This window comes from Paenibacillus sp. FSL R7-0340 (assembly GCF_038002205.1).
Taxonomy (GTDB): domain Bacteria; phylum Bacillota; class Bacilli; order Paenibacillales; family Paenibacillaceae; genus Paenibacillus; species Paenibacillus polymyxa_B.
This window is the reverse complement of sequence record NZ_JBBOBY010000001.1, coordinates 4,009,413-4,023,771: the sequence shown is the minus strand read 5'-3', so window position 1 is coordinate 4,023,771 and position 14,359 is coordinate 4,009,413. Positions and strand designations below refer to the sequence as shown.

Below are 14,359 nucleotides of genomic sequence, written 5' to 3'. Positions count from 1 at the left end.
TAACATTGGTGGATGTACTGTCACAAGGGGAAATTGATGCCCTTTTAGCAGCTCTTTCGTCCGGTGAAATGGATGCGGAAGAACTTAAAAAGGAAGATACCCAAAAGAAAGTTCGCGCTTATGATTTTAAAAGAGCGCTGAGGTTTTCCAAGGATCATATACGGAGTCTGACGCGGATACACGAGAACTTTGCACGGTATCTGACCACATATTTTTCAGCGCAGCTTCGTACTTTTGTCCAAATTAATGTCGTTCAGGTGGAGCAGCTTCCTTATGATGAATTCATTCGCTCCATTCCGAAAATGACCATTCTAAACATTTTTGAAGCTGAACCGCTGGAAGGCCGTATGGTGCTTGAGGTTCACCCGAACGTTGCTTATGCCATGTTGGACAGGCTTCTCGGAGGAACAGGTTCGGCACCGTCAAAGGTTGCTGCGTTGACCGAAATCGAGACGACGATCATGGAGCGGATTTTCAGTCGTACCTTTGATAGCCTGCAAGAGGCTTGGAAAACGGTACTGGACATTGAACCGCGCCTAGAGGCGATGGAAACAAATCCGCAGTTCATGCAGATTGTTTCGCCGAATGAAACGATTGCTCTGATTTCGCTTAGCACCAAAATTGGTGATACCACAGGGATGATTAACCTCTGTATCCCGCACGTGGTATTGGAACCCATTATGGCCAGACTGTCCACGCACCAGTGGTTTACATCCGAAAAGAAATCAAGGGCGCCCGAAGAGATCGACGCCTTGAGATTACGGGTCACCAAAGCAGAGCTCCCTATTATTGCGGAGTTGGGTGAATCCCGGATAAATGTAGCCGAGTTTCTGGGTCTTTCGGTAGGGGATGTCATTTCATTGAACAAGCCTGTCAAAGAAGGACTATCCATCCGGGTAGGCGAGAAATTGAAGTTTATGGGAAGTCCCGGCATGGTAAGAGATCGTGTTGCCGTACAAATTGATGAAATTGTCAACGAAGGAGTTGAAGAAATTGACGAGTAAAGACTATTTGTCCCAGGAGGAAATCGATGCCTTGCTGAAACAGTCTGAAGCGGGGACGGATTCTACTCCCGCCAACAAGACCGTTGACGATTTTCTGACTCCTCTGGAGCAGGATGCTCTCGGGGAAATCGGTAATATAACGTTCGGCAGCGCAGCTACGGCTCTTTCCACACTGCTCGGTCAAAAGGTGGATATTACGACACCTAAAGTTTCAATTATTACCCGTTCTGAATTTGAAACTGCATTTCCAAAGCCACACGTAGCTGTACATGTAAATTATGTTGATGGATTCGAGGGTATTAACTCACTCGTAATCAAAAAGCGTGATGCACAAGTGATAGCTGACTTAATGCTTGGTGGTGAAGGAAACCCAGTAGATGAAGAATTGAATGAAATCCACATCAGTGCCGTGCAGGAAGCGATGAACCAGATGATGGGGTCGTCGGCGACCTCTATGTCTACCATGTTTAATCGTTTTGTTAATATCTCTCCACCGGGGATTGATATTTTGGATCCTATGCACGGTGATGGAGTATCCAGTCTGCCGGATGAAGAGACGCTCATTACAGTATCCTTCCGTTTATTGATCGGGGATCTTATTGACTCTACGCTGATGCAACTGTTACCTGTTAATTTCGCCAAAAAAATGGTGAGCATCCTAATGAATGGCGGAGAGGATGAGGAACAACCGCAAGCGTCCGCACAGCAGGTAGCTGCAACAGCAGCTCCTGAAGCGCCGCAACAAGCTAGCGTTCCGCAGCAACCGCCTGCACCAGCCTATCAGCAGCCGCCTGCAGCCGCGCAGGCGCCGCAAGACGCAGGCTATGGGCAACAACCGCCAATGTATCCTCAAGACCCGGGATATGGGCAGCAGGGCGCTCCAGGCTATGGAACACCGGGTTATGGAATGCCAGCTGGTGTACCGCCGCAAGCTCCTTACGGAACGCCTCATCACTACGGCGCAGTACCGGGACGTAATGTAAATGTACAACCTGTACAATTTTCTAACTTGCAGTCCGGTGCATTTGCGCAAGTGGATGAAAACAATTTAAATTTATTGATGGACATTCCCCTTAGAGTCACCGTAGAATTAGGAAGGACCCAAAAGCAAATTAAAGATATTCTGGAGCTCTCACAAGGTTCAATTATTGAACTGGACAAGCTTGCCGGGGAGCCGGTGGACATTTTGGTTAACAACAAACTGATTGCCAAGGGCGAGGTTGTCGTAATCGACGAGAACTTTGGCGTGCGTGTAACAGATATTGTAAGCCAATGGGACCGTATTCAAAAATTACAATAAAAGCATAATTTAGGGAGGATTTATTTCAGATGGCAAACCGTATTTTGATCGTGGACGATGCTGCATTTATGAGAATGATGATTCGGGACATCCTGTCCAAAAATGGATTTGAAGTAGTAGGAGAGGCCCAGGACGGATCACAGGCCATTGAAAAATTCAAGGAGCTTCGTCCGGACCTGATTACGATGGATATCACGATGCCTGAAATGGACGGCATTGCCGCTCTGAAGGAAATCAAACAAATTGACGCGAACGCAAAGGTTATCATGTGTTCCGCGATGGGTCAGCAAGCAATGGTTATTGATGCCATTCAAGCTGGCGCAAAAGATTTTATCGTTAAGCCTTTCCAATCGGATCGGGTTATCGAAGCCATCAACAAAACACTGGGTGTGTAAGGCGCACCCAGTATGGATACACAACAGGGTGCCTCTGACGCATTGAGTACATCCAGCAATATAGGCAACATTGCCTGGGTCCTTTTCGTGCTAATCTTTATCATCGTACTGATCGTGTACTTGATACGGTTTTTGAGTAAAAGAAATCAGAGCTGGTTCAGCAACCGCTCCGTTCGCATACTGGGAGGCGTGGGACTTGGTCCCAATAAATCCCTTCAGCTTGTTGAAGTTGGTAGCAGTGTGTACCTCATTGGTGTGGGAGAAGATATCCGGCTTGTTGACAAAGTATCCGATCCTGAAGAAGTGGAGCAAATTTTGGCCGCACTGGAGCAAGAAGCTTCTCTGCAGCGCGGCCCGATTGCCCCGCTATTCGCTAAAATTGCGGATAAGCTTCGCCGGAACAACGCGGCACAGCAGCAGCCTGAAGAGGAGACATCTTTTCACGAGATGTTTGAATCCAAGCTTCGGCAAATGCCGAATCGCAAGGATAAACTTGAAAAGCTGCGCAATGAGGAGAATACTACAGATCGGTCGGGAGATTCATGAGAAAAAAGATTATACTTGCATGTTTGCTGCTTGTCTTGTTCAGCTTCATTTCGGTGACGGCGGCCTCTGCGGAACCGATTCCGAACATTGATATTCAAGTCGGCAATTCGGACAAAGGACAGCCCGGTGCCACCTCGCTGTCTATTATTTTACTTATTACTGTCATTAGTGTAGCGCCGGCGTTGCTTGTACTTATGACAAGTTTTACGCGAATTGTGATTGTGCTTGGCTTTGTGCGAACTTCGCTGGGAACCCAGCAGATGCCGCCTAATCAGGTGCTTGTCGGGCTGGCTTTGTTTCTCACTTTATTCATTATGGCACCGACGTTCTCAGCTATGAATGAAACTGCACTTCAGCCGTATCTCAAGGGGGATATAACACAGTCTCAGGCGCTGGATAAGGCATCGGTACCGATCAAGACCTTTATGTTCTCTCATACACGTGAGAAGGATCTACTGCTCTTTATGAAATACACCAAGATGGAAAAACCAAAGAATTATCAGGATATTCCACTAACGGTGATGGTTCCGGCTTATGCAATCAGTGAGTTGAAGACGGCATTTCAGATGGGCTTTATGATTTTCATACCGTTTTTAGTTATAGACATTGTGGTGTCGAGTACACTCATGGCTATGGGGATGATGATGCTACCACCAGTAATGATTTCACTTCCTTTTAAGATACTGCTTTTCGTACTTGTAGATGGTTGGTATTTGGTTGTCAAATCATTGCTTCTGAGTTTTAACACATGAATACTTCATGCAAGGACAGCAATCAAGGAGGACGGCAATGACTTCGGAGTTTATTATTTCCCTGGCTGGGCAAGCGGTGTACATTGTACTCAAGGTGAGCGCTCCGATGCTGATTTTGGGGCTAGTCGTGGGTTTGATTATCAGCATTTTTCAGGCGACAACCCAAATTCAGGAGCAAACACTGGCCTTTGTTCCGAAGATTGTCGCCGTATTGCTGGCATTGCTTTTGTTCGGGCCCTGGATATTGACCACATTAGTGGACTTTACGTATAACATTCTGGACAATTTGTACAAATATATAGGTTAGGCTGAATGTTATGAACATATTGTTACAGAGTTTTCCTGTTTTTTTGCTGATTTTTTGTCGGATTACCTCATTTTTTGTAGTAGCGCCTATTTTTTCAACCCGAGGGGTACCTAATATCTTTAAGGTCGGAATTTCAGGATTTCTAGCTTTGGTCGTGTATCTTACATATGGTACGCATCAACAGGTACCGACTGATGTAGCGTATGTGCTCTTAGTGGGCCGTGAAGTGCTGATTGGGTTGTTATTGGGGTTTACTGCATATCTGTTCATGACAGCGATCCAAACCGCAGGTTCTTTTATAGACCTACAGGTGGGTTTCGGAATGGCGAGTGTGTTTGATCCCATGACAGGGGCTTCAACGCCTTTAACGGGGAATTTCAAGTTTGCCATAGCTGTATTGTTCTTTTTAAGTATAAATGGGCACCATCATCTGCTAAATGCTATCTTATACAGCTATGATTGGGTACCGTTGACAAATGATTTTTTTGTAAAGCTGTATGGTGGCAGTGTAACTGAATTCCTGGTACGTTCTTTTGCGGAATCATTTATGCTTGCTTTTCAAATTGCTGCTCCCATTGTAGTGGCTACCTTTTTAACAGATGTGGGACTCGGTTTTTTAGCTAAAACAGCGCCACAATTCAACATTTTTGTTATTGGTGTACCTCTTAAAATTATTGTGGGACTGTTCATGTTACTGCTTCTCATGCCAAGTTTTGCTTTTATATTCGAAAGATTGTTTTCTGTGATGTTCGAATCCATGCGCAACTTGTTGGATATTATGGGTAATCGTCCTTAATGTCTGGTCTGGAGGAACGTAGTTTGTCATTTAAATATGCTATGAACCTGCAGTTGTTCTCAGGGGAAAAAACGGAAAAAGCTACACCCAAAAAGAAACAGGATGCAAGACAAAAAGGGCAGGTTGCCAAAAGCATGGAGTTGCCCGCCGCTGGTGTCCTGCTGGTTACGTTTTTTTGCCTCATGATTTTCGGCGGGTATTTTAAGGATCATGCAGTTCGACTATTTCGAGATATTTTTGTGAATCGGCTCTCTATGGAGGTAACGCCGAACACAACGCTGCTGATGATGGGTGAGTACGGCGTGCAAATCTTGATTATGCTGGCACCTATTTTTATTGGGGCTATTGTCATCGGGATAGTAGCAAATTACATGCAGATCGGTTTTTTATTAACCGGAGAGGGCATTACGCCCAAGTTTAGCAAGATTGATCCGATTAAAGGATTCAAAAATATTTTTTCCATGAGGTCATTGGTTGAATTCCTGAAATCTGTTTTAAAGATGACCGTAATTGGTTATCTGGTGTACAGCGTACTCTGGAAAACAAAGGCTGACCTACCCAAACTAGCTGAAATGTCCGGCGATCAGATGTTGAGCTTTACAGCTTCATTAACAATGGAACTGGGGCTCAAAATTGGTGTGGTGCTGTTCGTTTTAGCGGTGTTGGATTATATGTATCAACGTTACGAACATGAGAAAAACCTGAAAATGTCCAAACAGGACATCAAGGATGAATACAAGAAAATGGAGGGTGACCCGCTGATCAAGGGGAAAATTCGCGAGCGTCAGCGCCGTATGGCTATGCAGCGTATGATGCAGGAGGTTCCTAATGCAGATGTCATCATCACCAACCCTACGCACTTTGCTGTGGCATTGAAATATGACGGTTCGGAGATGGAAGCGCCGCAGATTATTGCGAAAGGGCAAGATTACGTTGCACTCCGAATTAAAGAAATTGCCAAGCAAAACGGCGTAATAACGATGGAAAACAAGCCGCTGGCGCGGGCGCTGTTTCAACGAGCCGAAATCGGGGATGCGATACCAGCTGATCTGTTCCAGGCCGTTGCCGAAGTGCTGGCGTATGTATATAAATTAAAAGGTAAAGTGAAATAAAGGGATCGGAGGGCTAGAGACCCGTGAAAATAAAAGAAATAACTGTCCTTGCAGGCGTCATCGGTATCGTTCTTATGATGATTCTCCCGATCCCATCATGGCTGCTGGATATCCTACTCGTCATTAATATTTCTATTGCTTTGATGATTCTACTCGTTTCTATGAACACGAAGGAAGCATTACAGTTCTCTATTTTCCCTTCATTGTTGCTCATTACAACGTTGTTTCGATTGGCACTTAATATTTCTACAACCAAACTTATTTTAGGAGAGGGCCATGCAGGGGAAGTAGTTGCTACGTTTGGTAGTTGGATTGCAGGAGGGCAAATTGCCGTCGGTTTTGTTGTCTTTCTCATTCTCGTGGTCGTACAGTTCATTGTTATCACCAAGGGATCTGAGCGGGTTGCTGAGGTAGGCGCACGCTTTACGTTGGATGCGATGCCGGGTAAACAAATGAGTATTGATGCTGATCTGAATGCAGGTTTGATCAATGAGCAGCAAGCCCGTGAACGACGCAGTAAAATCGAACGGGAAGCAGATTTTTACGGAGCGATGGATGGTGCGAGTAAATTCGTTAAAGGTGATGCCATTGCTAGTATTATCATTTTGATCATTAACTTGGTCGGTGGCTTTATTATCGGTATGGCCGTTCAGGGAAAAGGATTTCAAGAGGCGCTGTCGACTTATTCTGTCCTCACCATCGGTGACGGACTGGTCAGCCAGATTCCCGCACTGCTCATATCGACGGCGTCAGGCTTGATTGTTACGCGGGCTACGTCGGATGGCAACTTGGCGGAGGATTTAACTGGACAGCTCTTTTCTTATCCAAAACTGATCTACATTGTGGCAGCCACAATTGCATTATTGGGACTTTTCACACCTATTCATATCATTACAACTCTTCCACTGGCGATACTGCTGTTTTTCGCGGCTCGAAGAATGCAGGGCAATATGGAGCGCAAGCAGATAGCCGATGAACAGCTGGAAGAGGAGCAACAAATTGAAGAAGTCCGTAGTCCGGAAAGTGTCATTAATCTGCTTCAAGTAGATCCAATTGAATTTGAATTTGGATACGGGTTAATTCCGCTGGCGGATACACAGCAGGGCGGGGATTTATTAGATCGGATTATTATGATCCGTCGTCAATGTGCTTTGGAACTGGGTTTGGTTGTGCCGGTCATTCGTATTCGGGACAACATTCAGCTCAAGCCTAACGAGTATGTAATTAAAATTAAAGGTAATACCGTGGGCGGCGGAGAGCTTCTGTTAAATCATTACCTGGCTATGAGTCCAGGATACGACGATGATTCTATTACAGGAATCGAAACGACGGAACCAGCCTTCGGATTGCCTGCGCTCTGGATTGATGAGAACACCAAGGATGTTGCGGAACTATCGGGTTATACCGTAGTTGATCCACCTTCAGTTGTAGCTACTCATCTTACGGAGACGATCAAGAAACATGCTCATGAGTTGCTTGGCAGACAGGAAACACGGTCGCTGGTCGACAATCTCAAAGAGAATTATCCAGTGCTGGTGGACGACCTTATTCCTTCTGTGCTTGCGATTGGGGATGTACAAAAAGTGCTGGCCAAGCTGTTGAAAGAAAAAATCTCCATTCGCGATATGGTGACTATTTTCGAAACATTAGCTGACTACGGCACTTATACAAAAGATCCCGACGTGCTGACTGAATATGTCCGTCAGGCGTTGTCCCGCCAGATTACGCAGCAATTTGCCCAACAAGGGGAGACGTTACGCGTTATTACAGTGGGACCAGGATTGGAGAAGAAAATTGCTGAAAGCGTGCAACAGTCGGAGCAAGGTAGCTACTTGGCTCTTGATCCAGTGTCTACGCAAACGGTGTATCAAAGAATGATGGAGCAAATCAACCGCCTTATTCAATCTGGACAGCAGCCTATTGTGTTAACGTCACCGACAATTCGTATGTATTTGCGGCAAGTGATGGAGCGGACGATGCAGGATGTCCCGGTGCTGTCGTACAGTGAGCTGGAGCCGAACGTTGAAATTCAAAGTGTCGGGGTGGTGAACTTATGAGAGTGAAACGATATGTAGTGGATACCATGCCAGAAGCTATGCTGCAAATCAGGGGTGACTTAGGAACAGACGCCGTCATTTTAAGTACAAAAGAAATGAAGGTCGGCGGTTTCATGGGAATGTTCAGTAAAAAGAAAATCGAAGTGGTTGCTGCGGTAGAGGAGAAGCAACCTCAAAAGCCACGACGGTTTGGACCCTCTTCACAAGAACTTGCCCAGGCGGCTTCACCTCTAATGAACGCTCCTGAACAGCCAGAAAAATCATTTATGCCTGTGGTTCCCAGACAAGCTGCTCCAGAAGCTTATCGACGGGTAACGCAGATGACGGGTGGTTCCAAAGAAGAACAAGCTGAATTAACGATTAATGAAGAACAAGCTGCTTCAGCAACTGAGCATTTGTCATCTAGGTCTGCAAATAATCTGGAGACTATATCTCAAGCACTTGATCATGAAGCATTGCTTTCGAACATGAAATCATCCAGTGAACTGTTTAAACAGCCCATTGAAGTAAGTGCTCCAGATAAGAGCGGAGTAGAAGAAAATCAGGCTCTGCTTAATGAATTGCGGGAAATGAAAGCCATGATGACTCGGTTTTCCCGAAATTCTTCATTGGAAAGTACTTGGCCGGAGCCGTTGCAAGAGATTTGTGAGCGTGTACTGGAGCAGGAAGTGGAACGTGATTTACTGGAGTATTGGCTCGAACAGGTATATGTGCGTCGGAGTGAGCACCCTTTTGCGCCTGAAACTTTTGATTGGGAACAAGCCTTTCGTGAGGAAGTGGCCAGTTTTATTCAGACAAGACTGGACAAAGGGATCTCTAAAGATACCAAAATTGTGTATGTGGCAGGTCCTACCGGAGTAGGGAAAACGACAACCATTGCCAAGTTAGCAGCAGAGCAGTTGTTTAAGCATCATCGCAAAGTTGGATTTATTACTTCTGACACGTACCGGATTTCAGCCGTCGAGCAACTGCGTACATATGCTACGATTTTGAATGTACCGCTTGAAGTTGTGCAATCTCCTGGTGACGTCCACAGAGCCATTCAACGTCTGGAACATTGTGACCTGATCCTCATGGATACCGCAGGACGAAATTATCGTAATGAATTACTTGTTTCGGAACTGCAAAGTCTGCTCTCGCCTATTAATGAAAGTGAGACGTATCTGGTACTCAGTCTGACATCCAAAAGTAAAGATATGCTCAATATAACTGGACATTTCAGCAAGTTTGGTCTTGGTAAGGTTGTATTTACTAAGATGGACGAGACAGGTAGCTGTGGTGGGATGTTTAACCTTTTGCATCATTTTCCGATGCAGCTGGCCTATATTACCAATGGACAAAATGTTCCTGACGACCTGCTTCATCCCGATACAGAAATGGTGACAAGCATGCTGCTTGGACCCAAAGCATCAACAGGAGTTAACGGAGATTCCATATGAGTGACCAAGCCCAATCACTTAGACAAATGGCTTCTTCCTTGGATAAATATCGATTGCCCCCACGTAATCGTCAAGCAAAAATTATAACGATCACCAGTGGTAAAGGCGGGGTGGGCAAATCCAATTTCACGCTGAACTTTGCTCTGGCTCTGCAATCCTTTGGTCGAAAGGTACTTGTGTTTGATGCTGATATAGGTATGGCCAATATTGATGTATTAATGGGAGCCAATTCACAATACAATCTTCTTCACCTGCTAAAACGTGAGAAATCAATTGATGAAATTATTCAAACGGGTGTAGGTGGTTTGCCTTATATTGCTGGAGGATCGGGCTTGAGCGAATTGTTTACGTTATCGGATAACGATCTGAATTATTTTGCCGAAGAAGTAGAGAAAATGGCGGCAGATATGGATTACATTCTATTTGATACAGGTGCAGGTTTATCCAAAGAAAACCTTAAATTCATCACTTCAGCTGACGAATGCCTGGTCGTAACCACACCGGAACCGACGTCCTTAACAGATGCGTATGCGCTAATTAAAGTCGTCAGCGGGTTACAAAAGGATACGGTATTCAAAATTATAGTCAATCGTGCCGATAACGATAATGAGGCCCGTCAAGTTGCCGATAAGATCGCACTGGTTGCGAAACGCTTTTTGGAGATCGAAATCCCGTTGCTTGGACATATCAGTGATGATACTCATGTCATGCAAGCAGTCAAAAGGCAAGTACCTTTTATGGTTGCTTTTCCGGGATGTGCGGCTTCAAGAGATGTATTGAATCTGGCACACCGTTTTGCAGCAATGCCACAGATTCCGCAATCAGGTGCATTGAGTGGAATTAAAGGGTTTATGCAAAAATGGTTGCGGCGTTCTGTACATTGATTTTGATGAGAGGAAACAGAGGTGTTTAACATGTGTGCTTACCAGGTGCTGGTTGTAGATGATTCGGCCTTTATGCGCAAAATTATTACAGATTTAATTGTAAGGGATGAGTCGTTCAACATCGTAGGTACAGCCGCCAATGGCAAAGAGGCTGTAGAGAAAGTGAAGGAATTGCAGCCCGATTTGGTCACCATGGATGTCGAGATGCCTGAAATGAATGGTCTTGAAGCATTGCCATTGATTATGGCAGCCCATCCGCTACCTGTTATTATGCTGTCAGGCATTAATGAACAAGGTATGAAGGAGACCATCATGGCTCTGGAGGCAGGAGCTTTCGATTTTATAAGAAAGCCTTCCATTGCTCATGCGCAAGATATTGAGCAAGTGAGCAAGGCGCTGCTGGAACAGATGCACACTGCTATGCAAGCAGTGCGGAGCCGCCTGGAACGCAAGGAAGCTAATGAGCGCAAAGCTGCATTGGAACAAGCGGAGAAAACGCCACAGGAAAAGCCTCCAGGACAGGCTGTGACTGAGAAACGAACAGGCAGTCAAGCTTCGACAGACAAGCCTCCTGTTGTTCCGCTTGCTCCTTCACCTGCTGTATCAGCTCAGCCGAAGCGTGATGCGGGCAAGTCCGTCCCGGCAACAGCCAAGCAGGAAACTAAACGACAACAGTCTGGAACATCTGTTACAGCGGGGCGCATAGAACAGCCAGGTGCTCAGCCAAGCAAGTCAGTCCAAGCACCTACTGTTCAGAAGAAGGAAGACTTGTCCAAGGGGATGGGACGAACACCAGGGCAACTAAACAGTTCTAATACGGCCGCTGGCAAATCGCTGCATGGTAAGGATAAAGCAGGGCTGGTTAAGCCGGAGCCCCGTAAGACGGTGATTTCATCAGCTACGCCTACTCCTGCGGCTGCTACGCCTCCAGTAACTGCACCTACAGTTCCTGCCACACCTAAGGGATTTTCTCTTAAAAAAGGTGTGCACACGTCCAGCTTTCGCAAACTGGTGGCGGTGGGATGTTCTACGGGCGGTCCGCGGGCGCTCAAGACGCTGTTGGAACGCATTCCTGGTGATTTTCCTGCTCCAATCGTTATCGTTCAGCATATGCCGCCAAACTTCACTCGTTCGCTGGCACAACGCCTAAACACGTTAAGTCCACTCCGAGTTGTGGAGGCTGAGCAGGGAATGACGCTGGAGACTGGAACGGCCTACATTGCCCCAGGGGGATATCAACTAAGAATTGTGCCAGGAGCCGGTGGTAAATACACTGTGTCACTGAAGATGGAGGAAGCTCGCAATGGTCACCGTCCTTCCGTAGATACGATGTTTGAATCGTTGCTCTCGTTAACCTCGTTGGAGCGGCATCTAGTATTGCTCACTGGAATGGGGAGCGACGGGGCCAAAATGATGAAAAAGCTTTATGATGCTGGGGTACAATCCACATTTGCTGAAAATGAGGAAACTTGTGTAGTGTACGGAATGCCCCGCTCAGCAGTAGAGTTAAAATGTGTGCGTCACCTTCTGCCAATGCAGGAGATCGCCCCCAAGCTTGTACAAGTTGTGAAATAATCGGAGTGTAACTCATGGAGGAGGTGTCTCACAATGGACATGAACCAATATTTAAACATGTTTATTGATGAGTCGAATGATCATCTGCAATCTCTTAACGAAAAAATGCTTCAACTGGAAAGCAATCCAACCGATCTAGGCATCGTTCAGGTGATTTTCCGTTCTGCCCATACCCTCAAGGGAATGGCTGCTACGATGGGGTTTGAAGACCTAGCATCGCTCACTCACCAAATGGAAAACGTTCTTGATCTGGTACGTAACAACAAGCTGGCGATGCATGAATTTATATTCGATACCTTATTTAAAGGATTGGATGCTTTGGAGTCCATGGTGCAGCACATTACAGAGGGAGGCGACGGAAAAGCGGATGTCTCCTCTATTGTATCTTCACTACAATCCATCGTGAGCGGGGATTTCCAAAAGTCTGGCGCAAATGCTGCCACTGAGGAGTCTCCATCTAAAAAAGTGGACAAAAACGATAGTGCTGGGCTTGTCTTGGATCAGTTCCAGTATTCTGTACTGGAGCAATCTATTTCTGAAGGACATCGTGTTCACTATATACAGGTAACAATCAGCTCAGAGAGCCAGTTGAAGGCGGCACGTGCTTTTATGGTGTTCAATACGCTGGAAAACTCTGGTGAAATCGTCAAGGCCTATCCGTCGGTACAGGATATTGAGCAGGAGAAATTCGAGCAAAGCTTCTCGTTATATTACATAACGCAGAAAGAAGTTGGGGAGCTGGAAAAGGAAATCGCGGGTATCTCTGAAATTGAGACTGTCTCAGTGGTACAACTAGATCAGGAATCGCTTAAACAAATGAGCGAAGTTACTGCTGGACTGGCTGAGACTGCTGTAGTACAGGAAGCTCCTGTTGCCGTGCAACCACCTGCTCCTTCCCAGCCGCAGTCTCCAGCTGCGGCCTCTGTGGCTAAGCCAGCTGCAGGTAAGGCGCCAGCAGCTAAGGCAGCTGCGCCTACGCATAACCGTACGATTCGTGTAGATATTGAACGTCTGGATGTACTTATGAACTTATTTAGCGAGTTGCTTATTGACCGTGTGCGGTTAGAGCAGTTGGCAAGTGAAGCTTCCAATCCAGCACTGACAGAAACCGTAGAGCACATGAGTCGTGTGAGCAGCGATTTGCAAAACGTCGTTCTTAAATTGCGGATGGTACCAGTAGATACTGTTTTCAATCGTTTTCCGCGTATGGTGCGCGATCTGGCCAAATCGCTGGATAAAAAACTTGATTTGGTTATTACTGGAGCAGAGACTGAAATGGACCGCACTGTTATCGACGAAATTGGCGATCCTCTGGTGCATTTGCTTCGTAACTCCGTGGATCATGGCATTGAGTCGGTAGCCGATCGGATAGCAGCTGGTAAACCTGAGACAGGAACGGTTAACTTGCGTGCTTTCCATAGCGGAAATAACGTATTCATCGAGATTGAAGATGACGGAAATGGTATTAATCGCGATAAGGTACTAAACAGTGCTATTTCTAAAGGGATTTTGACGGCAGAGCAGGCAGCGGTCATGACCGACGAGGAAGCCTATCAGGTATTGTTTGCTCCGGGCTTTAGCACAGCTGCAGTCATTTCAGACGTATCAGGACGCGGTGTCGGTTTGGACGTTGTTAAATCCAAAATCACCGCTTTGGGTGGCAATGTTACGGTTCACTCTACACTGGGCCAAGGCACTAATTTCTCTGTGCAATTGCCGCTGACCCTATCCATTATTGCAGCCATGATGATACAGATCGGTTCTGAAAAATATGCGATTCCATTGTCCTCCATTGTGGAAACTGCGATCGTCAAACGGACACAAATTCGTTCTGTACATGGCAATAAAATGATTGCTTTCCGCGATTCTCATATCCCGCTCATCTCCTTGAGTCAGCTGTTTGAGGTACCGGACTTCAATGAAGATGAAGAAGAAGAGACAGAGGTCGTGGTCATCCGCAAGGGAGACCGTCTGGCAGCTCTTTCCGTACAGGACTTTTTGGGGCAAAGTGAAATTGTCCTTAAAAATCTGGGCAAATACCTTCCAAACATCCAAGGAATTTCAGGCGCCACGATTCTGGGTGACGGTCAGGTTGCTTTGATCATTGACCCGAATGTTTTCATTAAATAATGTCTTCATCAGAAATGAAAGAAATGTGAAGTTGCTGACATCAATAAGGAGGGTTTTTAGAC

Annotated in this window: 13 protein-coding genes; all 13 read left to right on the top strand. The window is 46.0% G+C overall.

The window, feature by feature from the left end; all coding sequences use genetic code 11:
- The first annotated feature begins 5 nt into the window (after positions 1–5).
- From fliM to MKX59_RS17505, 13 genes are read left to right on the top strand one after another with little or no spacing between them, the layout of a single operon-like run.
- Positions 6–1,004: a flagellar motor switch protein FliM gene (fliM, locus tag MKX59_RS17565; RefSeq protein WP_023988195.1), complete on the top strand. Its 999-nt coding sequence runs from the start codon at positions 6–8 to the stop codon at positions 1,002–1,004.
- Positions 994–2,304 carry a flagellar motor switch phosphatase FliY gene (gene fliY / locus MKX59_RS17560; protein WP_028542722.1) on the top strand — a complete coding sequence of 437 codons (1,311 nt, stop codon included), beginning with the start codon at positions 994–996 and terminating at the stop codon, positions 2,302–2,304. The genes fliM and fliY overlap by 11 nt, the downstream gene beginning before the upstream one ends.
- Before the next feature lie 29 nt (positions 2,305–2,333).
- The gene (locus tag MKX59_RS17555; RefSeq protein WP_010346372.1) at positions 2,334–2,699 is read left to right on the top strand and encodes a response regulator; all 366 of its coding nucleotides are present in this window, start codon (positions 2,334–2,336) and stop codon (positions 2,697–2,699) included.
- Between the two features lie 12 nt (positions 2,700–2,711).
- Entirely contained in the window at positions 2,712–3,245 is a 534-nt protein-coding gene (locus MKX59_RS17550) for a flagellar biosynthetic protein FliO (RefSeq protein ID WP_023988197.1), read from the top strand.
- Positions 3,242–3,997: a flagellar type III secretion system pore protein FliP gene (gene fliP / locus MKX59_RS17545; protein ID WP_013309901.1), complete on the top strand. Its 756-nt coding sequence runs from the start codon at positions 3,242–3,244 to the stop codon at positions 3,995–3,997. The genes MKX59_RS17550 and fliP overlap by 4 nt, the downstream gene beginning before the upstream one ends.
- 37 nt (positions 3,998–4,034) lie before the next feature.
- Positions 4,035–4,304: a flagellar biosynthesis protein FliQ gene (gene fliQ / locus MKX59_RS17540; protein ID WP_007430038.1), complete on the top strand. Its 270-nt coding sequence runs from the start codon at positions 4,035–4,037 to the stop codon at positions 4,302–4,304.
- A 10-nt stretch (positions 4,305–4,314) separates the two neighbouring features.
- A complete protein-coding gene (gene fliR, locus MKX59_RS17535) occupies positions 4,315–5,100 on the top strand; it encodes a flagellar biosynthetic protein FliR (RefSeq protein ID WP_023988198.1) in 786 nt (261 codons plus the stop codon).
- A complete protein-coding gene (flhB, locus tag MKX59_RS17530; RefSeq protein ID WP_023988199.1) occupies positions 5,100–6,212 on the top strand; it encodes a flagellar biosynthesis protein FlhB in 1,113 nt (370 codons plus the stop codon). Before fliR ends, flhB begins: the two co-directional genes overlap by 1 nt.
- Positions 6,213–6,235: 23 nt before the next feature.
- Positions 6,236–8,269, top strand: a complete 2,034-nt coding sequence (flhA, locus tag MKX59_RS17525) for a flagellar biosynthesis protein FlhA (protein ID WP_016820963.1) — start codon at positions 6,236–6,238, stop codon at positions 8,267–8,269.
- Positions 8,266–9,708 carry a flagellar biosynthesis protein FlhF gene (gene flhF / locus MKX59_RS17520; protein WP_028542720.1) on the top strand — a complete coding sequence of 481 codons (1,443 nt, stop codon included), beginning with the start codon at positions 8,266–8,268 and terminating at the stop codon, positions 9,706–9,708. The genes flhA and flhF overlap by 4 nt, the downstream gene beginning before the upstream one ends.
- Positions 9,705–10,592 (top strand): MinD/ParA family protein, encoded by an 888-nt coding sequence (locus MKX59_RS17515; RefSeq protein WP_023988201.1) that lies wholly within the window; start codon positions 9,705–9,707, stop codon positions 10,590–10,592. Before flhF ends, MKX59_RS17515 begins: the two co-directional genes overlap by 4 nt.
- Before the next feature lie 30 nt (positions 10,593–10,622).
- On the top strand, positions 10,623–12,167 hold the full coding sequence (locus MKX59_RS17510) for a chemotaxis protein CheB (RefSeq protein ID WP_028542719.1): 1,545 nt from the start codon (positions 10,623–10,625) through the stop codon (positions 12,165–12,167).
- A gap of 33 nt (positions 12,168–12,200) precedes the next feature.
- The gene (locus MKX59_RS17505; protein WP_028542718.1) at positions 12,201–14,297 is read left to right on the top strand and encodes a chemotaxis protein CheA; all 2,097 of its coding nucleotides are present in this window, start codon (positions 12,201–12,203) and stop codon (positions 14,295–14,297) included.
- Positions 14,298–14,359: the final 62 nt, after the last annotated feature.

Bases quoted from the DNA above. Each gene is read 5' to 3' on its own strand.
- MKX59_RS17555 (WP_010346372.1), top strand. From the start codon at position 2,334: ATGGCAAACCGTATTTTGATCGTGGACGATGCTGCATTTATGAGAATG.
- MKX59_RS17550 (WP_023988197.1), top strand. From the start codon at position 2,712: ATGGATACACAACAGGGTGCCTCTGACGCATTGAGTACATCCAGCAAT.
- fliP (WP_013309901.1), top strand. From the start codon at position 3,242: ATGAGAAAAAAGATTATACTTGCATGTTTGCTGCTTGTCTTGTTCAGC.
- fliQ (WP_007430038.1), top strand. From the start codon at position 4,035: ATGACTTCGGAGTTTATTATTTCCCTGGCTGGGCAAGCGGTGTACATT.
- fliR (WP_023988198.1), top strand. From the start codon at position 4,315: ATGAACATATTGTTACAGAGTTTTCCTGTTTTTTTGCTGATTTTTTGT.
- flhB (WP_023988199.1), top strand. From the start codon at position 5,100: ATGTCTGGTCTGGAGGAACGTAGTTTGTCATTTAAATATGCTATGAAC.
- flhF (WP_028542720.1), top strand. From the start codon at position 8,266: ATGAGAGTGAAACGATATGTAGTGGATACCATGCCAGAAGCTATGCTG.
- MKX59_RS17515 (WP_023988201.1), top strand. From the start codon at position 9,705: ATGAGTGACCAAGCCCAATCACTTAGACAAATGGCTTCTTCCTTGGAT.
- MKX59_RS17510 (WP_028542719.1), top strand. From the start codon at position 10,623: ATGTGTGCTTACCAGGTGCTGGTTGTAGATGATTCGGCCTTTATGCGC.
- MKX59_RS17505 (WP_028542718.1), top strand. From the start codon at position 12,201: ATGGACATGAACCAATATTTAAACATGTTTATTGATGAGTCGAATGAT.